This window comes from Halorubrum sp. AD140 (genome assembly GCF_034497445.1).
In the GTDB taxonomy this organism is placed as follows: Archaea; Halobacteriota; Halobacteria; order Halobacteriales; family Haloferacaceae; genus Halorubrum.
The window spans coordinates 1-1,063 of sequence record NZ_JAXRUU010000326.1; the positions used below are offsets into that span (position 1 = coordinate 1).

General features: G+C 70.4%; 2 protein-coding genes. Both read left to right on the plus strand.

What is annotated here, in order from left to right:
• Positions 1-243 precede the first annotated feature (243 nt).
• Entirely contained in the window at positions 244-375 is a 132-nt protein-coding gene (locus U4E84_RS18565; protein WP_322533529.1) for a hypothetical protein, read from the plus strand.
• On the plus strand, positions 372-1,063 hold a 692-nt coding region (locus tag U4E84_RS18570; RefSeq protein WP_322533530.1), incomplete at its 3' end, for a glycosyltransferase. The genes U4E84_RS18565 and U4E84_RS18570, both read left to right, overlap by 4 nt.

Below are 1,063 nucleotides of genomic sequence, written 5' to 3' on the forward strand. Positions count from 1 at the left end.
GGCCCGCACCTCTCGGGCGACCGCGTTGCCGGACGACTCCATCAGCTGTTTTCGGGGCACGCCGAGTGCGGCCGCGTTGGCGTCGACGGCCGCCATGCGGTCGGTCGTGATCATAGCCGTCGATTCGGGCGCCGACCGATTAAACTGGCCGGGTCGGGGCGCGCCGCCCGCTGCCGGCCCCAGCGCGCCGTCTCCGGAAATGAAAATGTTGAAGCGGGCAGGTGGTGAACTCGGAGAGTGACCGTGGTACTCGCAGTAGCCGTCGGCGCGGACGACGACCCGAGCCTCGCCCCGGCCGGCGCCGTCCCCGGCGACAGCCCCCTCCGCGGCGCCCCCGGCCGCCGGCAACCCCCCAACCGCCAGACGCGACCATGAACATCGGCTTCTTCACCGACAGCTACTTCCCCGGAATCGACGGCGTCACCTACACCATTCAGGCGTGGCGCGACCGACTCGAGTCCCGGGGCCACGACGTGTACGTCGTGTATCCGAAGAGCAGCCACGAGCCAGACGAGCGCGAGATACCGGTCCCGTCGCTGCCGAACCCCTTCTACCGACAGTACCGGCTCCCGACCTACCGCCGCCTGTCGACGCTCCCCGACCTCGACGTCGTCCACTGTCACGGCCCGGCGTCGACCGGCCTGATGGGGCTCCGGTACGCGAAGCGGTACGACGCGAGCTCGGTGTACACGCACCACACGCCCGTCGAGGACTACTTCGTTCAGGGGCTCAAGTCGGAGCGCCTCGCCTCGCTCGCCGGACGGGCGTACGTCGCCTACGAGAACCGATTTCTGAACGCGTTCGACTGCGTCACGGCCTCGACCTCGCGGATCCGGAGGAACGTGAACCACACGCGGCTCCCCGTCGGAATCGAGATGGGTCGGTTCAGGCCCCGCGAGTCGGCCCGGGTGTCGCCCATCGCGACCGACGGCGGGCCGACCGCCGCCGACGCGCCGGTGGTCGGGTACAGCGGCCGGATGGCCCACAAGAAGAACGTCGACGAGACGCTCCGGCTCGCCGAGCGACTGCCCGAGGTCCGGTTCGAGCTCGTCGGCGAGGGGCC